This window comes from Rhodococcus sp. O3, assembly GCF_048897285.1.
In the GTDB taxonomy this organism is placed as follows: domain Bacteria; phylum Actinomycetota; class Actinomycetes; order Mycobacteriales; family Mycobacteriaceae; genus Rhodococcus.
On sequence record NZ_JBMBTE010000024.1, the window covers coordinates 47,065 to 53,415 of the forward strand.

Genomic DNA, 6,351 nt, shown 5'->3' on the forward strand with positions numbered 1-6,351 from the left:
CGCGCCGGGCCTACGACGCGGTGCCGGCGCCCTTCGGGGAGGTCTCGAGCTCGAGGTCGGCGTCGTCGGCGAAGACGAGTCGGCCGTCGTCGAGTGCGACCGCCCACCGGCGCACCGGAGCCCAGTCGCGGCCGAGGTCGTCGGCGACCAGCGATGCGGCCTCGCCGTAGTCGGCGACGATCGCACCGCGTTCCGGTGCTGCGTGGCCGGAGCCGGATCGAATCGTCACCCGCGCGCCCAACGCGAGCGCGGCAGAGTTCTTCGTCTTAGCGCTCATGGCCATCAATTGTGACAGCTCACAACAAACGATGCAGGTCGGCCCGGGTCAGTTCTCGCGCGGAGGCGTCCAGGACGGGTCACGGCCGGTGAGCCCGAGCAGCCGATCGAGTGCGGACGCATCCCCCGGAACCTCCACGACCGGACCGAACAGACCACCTTCGGCCCGCTGCTCCGGGGTGACGGTCGACGCGAACGCCGTGCAGGCCGCCACCGCCGCATCGTCGCAGGTGTAGGGCAGGCCGGCTGCGGCCGCGAGGTCCCAACCGTGGATCACGAGCTCGTCGAGCGCGACGAGTCCCGCGATCCGGCCGGGCAGGTCCAGCCCGGCGGCCTGCGTCGTTCCGGTCCACGCGGCGGAATCGTGCCACGCCTGCGCAAGCGCCGCGACCTGCGCGGGGATGCGCGTGCGCCAGTCGTCGCCCAGGTTGGCGGCGCTCGGCGCCGGCGGACGCGCCGTGATCTCCCCGAGCTCCTTGGTCGCCGCGGCCGTCAACGCCACGGACAGGCCGCCGATGTGGTCGAGGAGATCGCCGACTGTCGCGTCCCGGCACGGTGTGCGGGCGGTGAGCTGGTCGTCGCGGATCCCGGCGATCACCCGGGTCATCGTGCGGGCGGCGGGATCGAGATCGAGCATTTCGGTCATCGGGCACCTCGGTTCTCGGAGCAGTGGGGTCGATGAGGACAGACCCGTCCCGCGACGGAAACTCAGCGGGGCGACCGGTACAGACGGCCGCGGGCCGTCGCGACCACAATGGTCGCGGCGGCCCGCGGAAAGAGGGCCCGCGGAAAGAGGGAGACCCGATGTTTGCCTGTCAGGCCCTGCCGTCCCGTTGCGGATCGACGGCCGGGAACACCTCGGTGGGGGAGTCGTCACTGCTCCATGCCCTGTCGGCCCCGACCGCAGCACCCACCGGCGCCGGTTCCGCGGCGGACTGCTCGACCGGCTTCGCCTGCTCGCGTCGCACCAGGAAGCGGCCGACGGTCACGGCGAACATCGCGGGCAGGAACACCAGCAGCACGGTGAACGCCGCGCCGGAGGTGAGCTCGAAGAACAACGACTTGACGCCGACCGGGATCGCAGTGACGGTATCGACGAGCCACGTGAGGAACCCGCCGAGCAGGCCGGTGACCGCGCCCGCCTTCAGCCACAGCATCGTCAGATCCGCGCCGCGATCCGGATCGGGATTCGCGCGCCGATCCCGGATCCCGTCGATGCCGCCCCAGATCAGGGCCGCGAACAGGACGACGAGCAGACCACCCCACCTCAGGACCGATCCGTGCAGGGGCCACTGGACGAGCGCCGCGCCCAGCAGGACGCGGACGAGCACATGCACGAGGGTCAGGCCGAGCCCGCGAATCAACCAGGGTTTCATGTATCCGAGAGTAACGTCTGTCACGGCAGAAGTGTGTCTCGGCCCACACCCGAAACCGGCCCGTCGTCCTGTGACCGGCCACGAATCGTCGGGGTAGGTTGGTTCGATGGCCGCCGATCATGCCTCCCGCCGCGCCGCGCTGCGCGCCGTCCTCGCCGACCGCGGACTCGACGCGCTGCTGGTGACTAACCTGCTCAACATCCGCTACCTCACCGGATTCACCGGGTCCAACGCCGCGCTCCTGGTCACCACCGACGACGACGCCGACGAATCGCGGACCGTCGTCTGCACCGACGGCCGGTACGTCACGCAGATCGCCGAACAGGTCCCGGACCTGCGCGCCGTCCTCGCACGCGCCAGCGCCGACCACCTCATCGCATCGGCCGGGACGCACGCGGCGGGCTGGGGTTTCGAAAGCCACACGGTCACCGTTGACGAACACACCCGCTGGTCCGGGCTCGGCGGCAAGGTGACGTTGACCGCGACGCCGGGACTCGTGGAACAGCTGCGGGCGGTCAAGGACGAACACGAGATCGAGCTGCTGCGCGCGGCGTGCACCGCGGCGGACCGGGCGCTCGCGGACCTGATCGCCGCCGGCGGCCTGCGCCCCGGGCGCACCGAGAAGGAGGTCGGCCGCGACCTGGAGTCCCGCATGCTCGACCACGGCGCCGACGGGATCTCCTTCGAGACGATCGTCGCCGCGGGCGCCAACTCGGCGATCCCGCACCACCGGCCGACGCACGCGGTGCTGGCCTCCGGGGACTTCGTGAAACTCGACTTCGGGGCGCAGGTCGGCGGCTACCACTCCGACATGACCCGCACCTATGTGCTCGAGAAGGCCGCGGACTGGCAGCGCGAGCTGTACGACCTGGTGTTGCGTGCCCAGCAGGCCGGCCGGGAGGCGCTCGCGCCGGGCGTCGAATGCGCCGCGGTGGACGCGGCAGCCCGGTCGGTGATCACCGACGCCGGATACGGAGAACTCTTCCTGCACGGCCTCGGTCACGGGGTGGGGCTCGAGATCCACGAAGCGCCGGGAATCGGCGCCGCGGCGACCGGTACACTTGTCGCCGGTGCGGCGGTAACCGTCGAGCCGGGCGTGTACTTCTCCGGGCGCGGAGGCGTGCGGATCGAGGACACGCTCGTGGTGCGCGAGCAGGCACCGGAACTGCTCACGCTGACCGACAAGACATTGACCGTCGTATAAGGGCGGTTCCTCGACTCTAGGAGACGCGAAGTAAGTGGCCGATACCAGTGATTTCAAGAACGGGCTCGTGCTGAAGATCGAGGGTCAGCTCTGGCAGATCATCGAGTTCCAGCACGTCAAGCCCGGCAAGGGTCCGGCGTTCGTGCGCTCGAAGCTGAAGAACGTGCTCTCCGGTAAGACCGTCGACAAGACCTGGAACGCCGGTGTCAAGGTCGAGACCGCCACCGTCGACCGCCGCGACATGACCTACCTGTACAACGACGGCACCGACTACGTCTTCATGGACGGCGAGACCTACGACCAGATCTCCATCTCCCCCGAGACGCTCGGTGACGGCGCCCGCTTCCTGCTCGAGAACATGGAAGTACAGGTCGCCACCCACGAGGGCACCCCGCTGTTCGTCGAACTCCCCGTCACGATCGAGCTGGTCGTCCAGCACACCGATCCGGGTCTGCAGGGCGACCGCTCCACCGGCGGCACCAAGCCCGCCACCCTCGAGACCGGCGCCGAGATCCAGGTCCCGCTGTTCATCAACACCGGCGACAAGCTCAAGGTCGATTCCCGTGACGGCAGCTACCTCGGGCGAGTGAACTCCTGAGTGTCCGGAACGCAGAAGAAACTCGGAGCCCGGCACAAGGCGCGTAAGCGCGCCGTGGACCTGCTGTTCGAGGCCGAAGCCCGCGACACCGACCCGATCGACCTCGCCGCGGACCGCGTGGCGCTGGCGCTCACCGACGACCAGGTGGCCCCGGTCGCGCCGTACACCCGGACCCTGGTCCGTGGTGTCGCCGAGCACCTCGACGAGCTCGATCGGCTCATCGCCGACCACCTGCACGAGTGGACGCTCGAGCGGCTGCCCGCGGTGGACCGCGCGATCCTGCGGATCGCCGCGTGGGAGCTGTTCCACGCCACCGACGTGCCGTCGGTGGTGGCCGTCGACGAGGCCGTCGAACTCGCGAAGTCGTTGTCGACGGACGATTCACCGGCGTTCGTCAACGGGGTACTCGGTCAGCTCGTCGCCGTCGCCGACCAGGTGCGTGCCGCGGCCGCAGCGACGTCGGTGCACGCGAAGCAGGCCGACGCTTCCGAACGACCCGGCGCTCCGGAACAACCCGGTTCGGAACAGTAGGACACCGATGCAGCGCAGGCGGGTCCGGACGAGATCGACGATTTCGTCCGGACCCGCCTTCGTCGTCGGTGCCCGTGTGTCGCGCTTCACCGTCAACCTTGCCGTGACGCCTCTCGGCCGCTGATAGGCTGTTTGAACGTCAGGCATCCTTTAACGATCCGTCCAGCGAGGCGGAGAAGGAGGTCGCTGTATGGCCATGTCCGAGGACGGCTCGTCAGCATCCACCGATCCATCGGCATCCGGAACCGGAGCGCCCGCCCGCGAGCTGTTGTCCGCCGCGGACGTCGGACGCACCGTGGCCCGCATCTCGCACCAGATCATCGAGAAGACCGCACTCGACGCCCCGGAGGGCGAAGCGCCCCGCGTCGTGCTGGTCGGAATCCCCACCCGCGGCACCACGCTCGCGAACCGCATCGCCGAGCGCATCGAGGAGTTCTCCGGTGTCCGCGTGCCGGTCGGCTCCCTCGACATCACGCTCTACCGCGACGACCTGCGGACCAAGCCGCACCGTCCCCTCGAGCGCACCTCGGTGCCGGAAGGCGGCGTGGACAACGCCCTGGTCGTCCTCGTCGACGACGTGCTCTTCTCCGGCCGTTCCGTCCGCGCCGCCCTCGACGCCCTGCGTGACCTGGGCAGGCCGCGGGCCGTCCAGCTCGCGGTGCTGGTCGACCGCGGGCACCGTGAGCTGCCGCTACGCGCCGACTACGTCGGCAAGAACGTTCCCACCGCCCGCACGGAGGACGTGCGCGTGCTGCTCACCGAACAGGACGGACGTGACGCGGTGGAGATCTCCGGAGGCAAGAACCTGTGAAACACCTGCTCTCCATCGCGGATCTGACCAGGGATTCCGCGACCGAGCTTCTGGACGAGGCAGAACGGTTCGAGCAGGCGTTGCTCGGCCGCGAGGTGCGCAAGTTGCCGACACTGCGCGGCCGCACCGTGATGACCGTGTTCTACGAGAACTCGACCCGGACCCGGGTGTCCTTCGAGGTCGCCGGCAAGTGGATGAGCGCGGACGTCATCAACGTCAGCGCGTCGAGTTCGTCGGTGTCCAAAGGCGAATCGCTGCGCGACACCGCGCTGACCCTGCACGCGGCGGGCGCCGATGCGCTGATCGTGCGGCACCCGGCCTCCGGTGCGGCGCACCGCATCGCGGACTGGACGACCGACGCCGACGGCAACGGCCCGGCGGTGATCAACGCCGGTGACGGCACCCACGAACACCCCACGCAGGCGCTGCTCGACGCGCTGACCCTGCGGCAGCGGCTCGGATCGCTGGAAGGGCGGCGCATCGGCATCGTCGGCGACATCCTGCACAGCCGGGTGGCGCGCTCGAACGCGCTGCTGCTGTCGATGCTCGGTGCCGACGTGGTGCTCGTCGCGCCCCGCACGCTGCTGCCGGTCGGGGTGGAGACCTGGCCGGTGACCGTGGCGCACTCGCTCGACGCGGAACTGCCCGGCCTGGACGCGGTGCTCATGCTGCGGGTGCAGGCCGAACGCATGAACGGCGGGTTCTTCCCATCGGCGCGCGAGTACTCGATCGGTTACGGACTGTCCGAACGCCGGCTGCGGCTGCTCTCCGACGACGCGGTGGTGCTGCACCCCGGCCCGATGCTGCGCGGCATGGAGATCGCCTCCGCGGTCGCCGACGCCCCGCAGACCGCGGTGCTGCAGCAGGTGACCAACGGTGTGCACGTGCGCATGGCGGTGCTGTTCCGTCTGCTGGTCGGCACCGAAGAGGCGTCGGCATGACGGAAACTATTGGAACAGGAGACAATTCGGTGACCCCGCAGGTGCTCATCCGCAACGTGCTGGTCTACGGCGAGGGCGATCCGGTCGACGTCCTGCTCGGCGACGAGCAGATCCTCGCGATCGGTTCCGGCCTCGAGGCCGACGCCGATGCCGAGGTGATCGACGGCACCGGCCAGGTCCTGCTGCCCGGCTTCGTCGACCTGCACACCCACCTGCGCGAACCGGGCCGCGAGGACACCGAGACGATCGACAGCGGCTCGGCCGCCGCCGCGCTCGGCGGCTACACCGCGGTGTTCGCGATGGCCAACACGAACCCGGTCGCGGACTCGGTCGTCGTCACCGATCACGTGTGGCGCCGCGGCCAGGAGGTCGGGCTGGTCGACGTGCACCCGGTCGGGGCGGTCACCGTCGGTCTCGCCGGCAAGCAGCTCGCCGAGATGGGCACCATGGCCGCCGGCGTCGGCCGGGTCCGGATGTTCTCCGACGACGGGCACTGCGTGTACGACCCGCTGATCATGCGGCGCGCCCTCGAATACGCGGGCACCCTCGGGGTCCTCGTCGCCCAGCACGCCGAGGAGCCGAGGCTCACCGTCGGCGCCGTCGCCCACGAGGGT

General features: G+C 70.0%; 9 protein-coding genes. 6 read left to right on the forward strand and 3 right to left on the reverse strand.

The features are described from left to right. Nucleotides 1-10: 10 nt before the first annotated feature. From ACN675_RS09925 to ACN675_RS09935, 3 genes are all read right to left on the reverse strand, one after another. Nucleotides 11-277: a hypothetical protein gene (locus ACN675_RS09925; RefSeq protein WP_420750698.1), complete on the reverse strand. Its 267-nt coding sequence runs from the start codon at nucleotides 275-277 to the stop codon at nucleotides 11-13. Between the two features lie 48 nt (nucleotides 278-325). Next, the gene (locus tag ACN675_RS09930) at nucleotides 326-922 is read right to left on the reverse strand and encodes a TIGR03086 family metal-binding protein (protein ID WP_420750699.1); all 597 of its coding nucleotides are present in this window, start codon (nucleotides 920-922) and stop codon (nucleotides 326-328) included. A 169-nt stretch (nucleotides 923-1,091) separates the two neighbouring features. Continuing rightward, entirely contained in the window at nucleotides 1,092-1,652 is a 561-nt protein-coding gene (locus tag ACN675_RS09935; protein WP_420750700.1) for a B-4DMT family transporter, read from the reverse strand. A 106-nt stretch (nucleotides 1,653-1,758) separates the two neighbouring features. Between ACN675_RS09935 and ACN675_RS09940 the strand changes: the two genes are divergently transcribed. The 6 genes from ACN675_RS09940 to ACN675_RS09965 all read left to right on the forward strand — a co-directional run. Then, nucleotides 1,759-2,856, forward strand: coding sequence for a M24 family metallopeptidase (locus tag ACN675_RS09940; RefSeq protein WP_420750701.1), 1,098 nt, complete (start codon nucleotides 1,759-1,761; stop codon nucleotides 2,854-2,856). Nucleotides 2,857-2,890: 34 nt separating this feature from the next. Then, the gene (efp, locus tag ACN675_RS09945; protein WP_420750702.1) at nucleotides 2,891-3,454 is read left to right on the forward strand and encodes an elongation factor P; all 564 of its coding nucleotides are present in this window, start codon (nucleotides 2,891-2,893) and stop codon (nucleotides 3,452-3,454) included. Continuing rightward, nucleotides 3,455-3,985 carry a transcription antitermination factor NusB gene (gene nusB, locus ACN675_RS09950; RefSeq protein WP_420750703.1) on the forward strand — a complete coding sequence of 177 codons (531 nt, stop codon included), beginning with the start codon at nucleotides 3,455-3,457 and terminating at the stop codon, nucleotides 3,983-3,985. A gap of 190 nt (nucleotides 3,986-4,175) precedes the next feature. After that, nucleotides 4,176-4,796 carry a bifunctional pyr operon transcriptional regulator/uracil phosphoribosyltransferase PyrR gene (gene pyrR, locus ACN675_RS09955; protein ID WP_197252147.1) on the forward strand — a complete coding sequence of 207 codons (621 nt, stop codon included), beginning with the start codon at nucleotides 4,176-4,178 and terminating at the stop codon, nucleotides 4,794-4,796. Beyond that, entirely contained in the window at nucleotides 4,793-5,737 is a 945-nt protein-coding gene (locus ACN675_RS09960; RefSeq protein WP_420750704.1) for an aspartate carbamoyltransferase catalytic subunit, read from the forward strand. The genes pyrR and ACN675_RS09960 overlap by 4 nt, the downstream gene beginning before the upstream one ends. Further along, nucleotides 5,734-6,351 (forward strand): amidohydrolase family protein (locus tag ACN675_RS09965; protein WP_420750705.1); only part of this gene is annotated, 618 nt, incomplete at its 3' end. The genes ACN675_RS09960 and ACN675_RS09965, both read left to right, overlap by 4 nt.

What these genes read in the sequence shown, in the direction of transcription:
- ACN675_RS09925 (WP_420750698.1), bottom strand. Translation starts at nt 277, where the DNA reads ATGAGCGCTAAGACGAAGAACTCTGCCGCGCTCGCGTTGGGCGCGCGG.
- ACN675_RS09930 (WP_420750699.1), bottom strand. Translation starts at nt 922, where the DNA reads ATGACCGAAATGCTCGATCTCGATCCCGCCGCCCGCACGATGACCCGG.
- ACN675_RS09935 (WP_420750700.1), bottom strand. Translation starts at nt 1,652, where the DNA reads ATGAAACCCTGGTTGATTCGCGGGCTCGGCCTGACCCTCGTGCATGTG.
- ACN675_RS09940 (WP_420750701.1), top strand. Translation starts at nt 1,759, where the DNA reads ATGGCCGCCGATCATGCCTCCCGCCGCGCCGCGCTGCGCGCCGTCCTC.
- pyrR (WP_197252147.1), top strand. Translation starts at nt 4,176, where the DNA reads ATGGCCATGTCCGAGGACGGCTCGTCAGCATCCACCGATCCATCGGCA.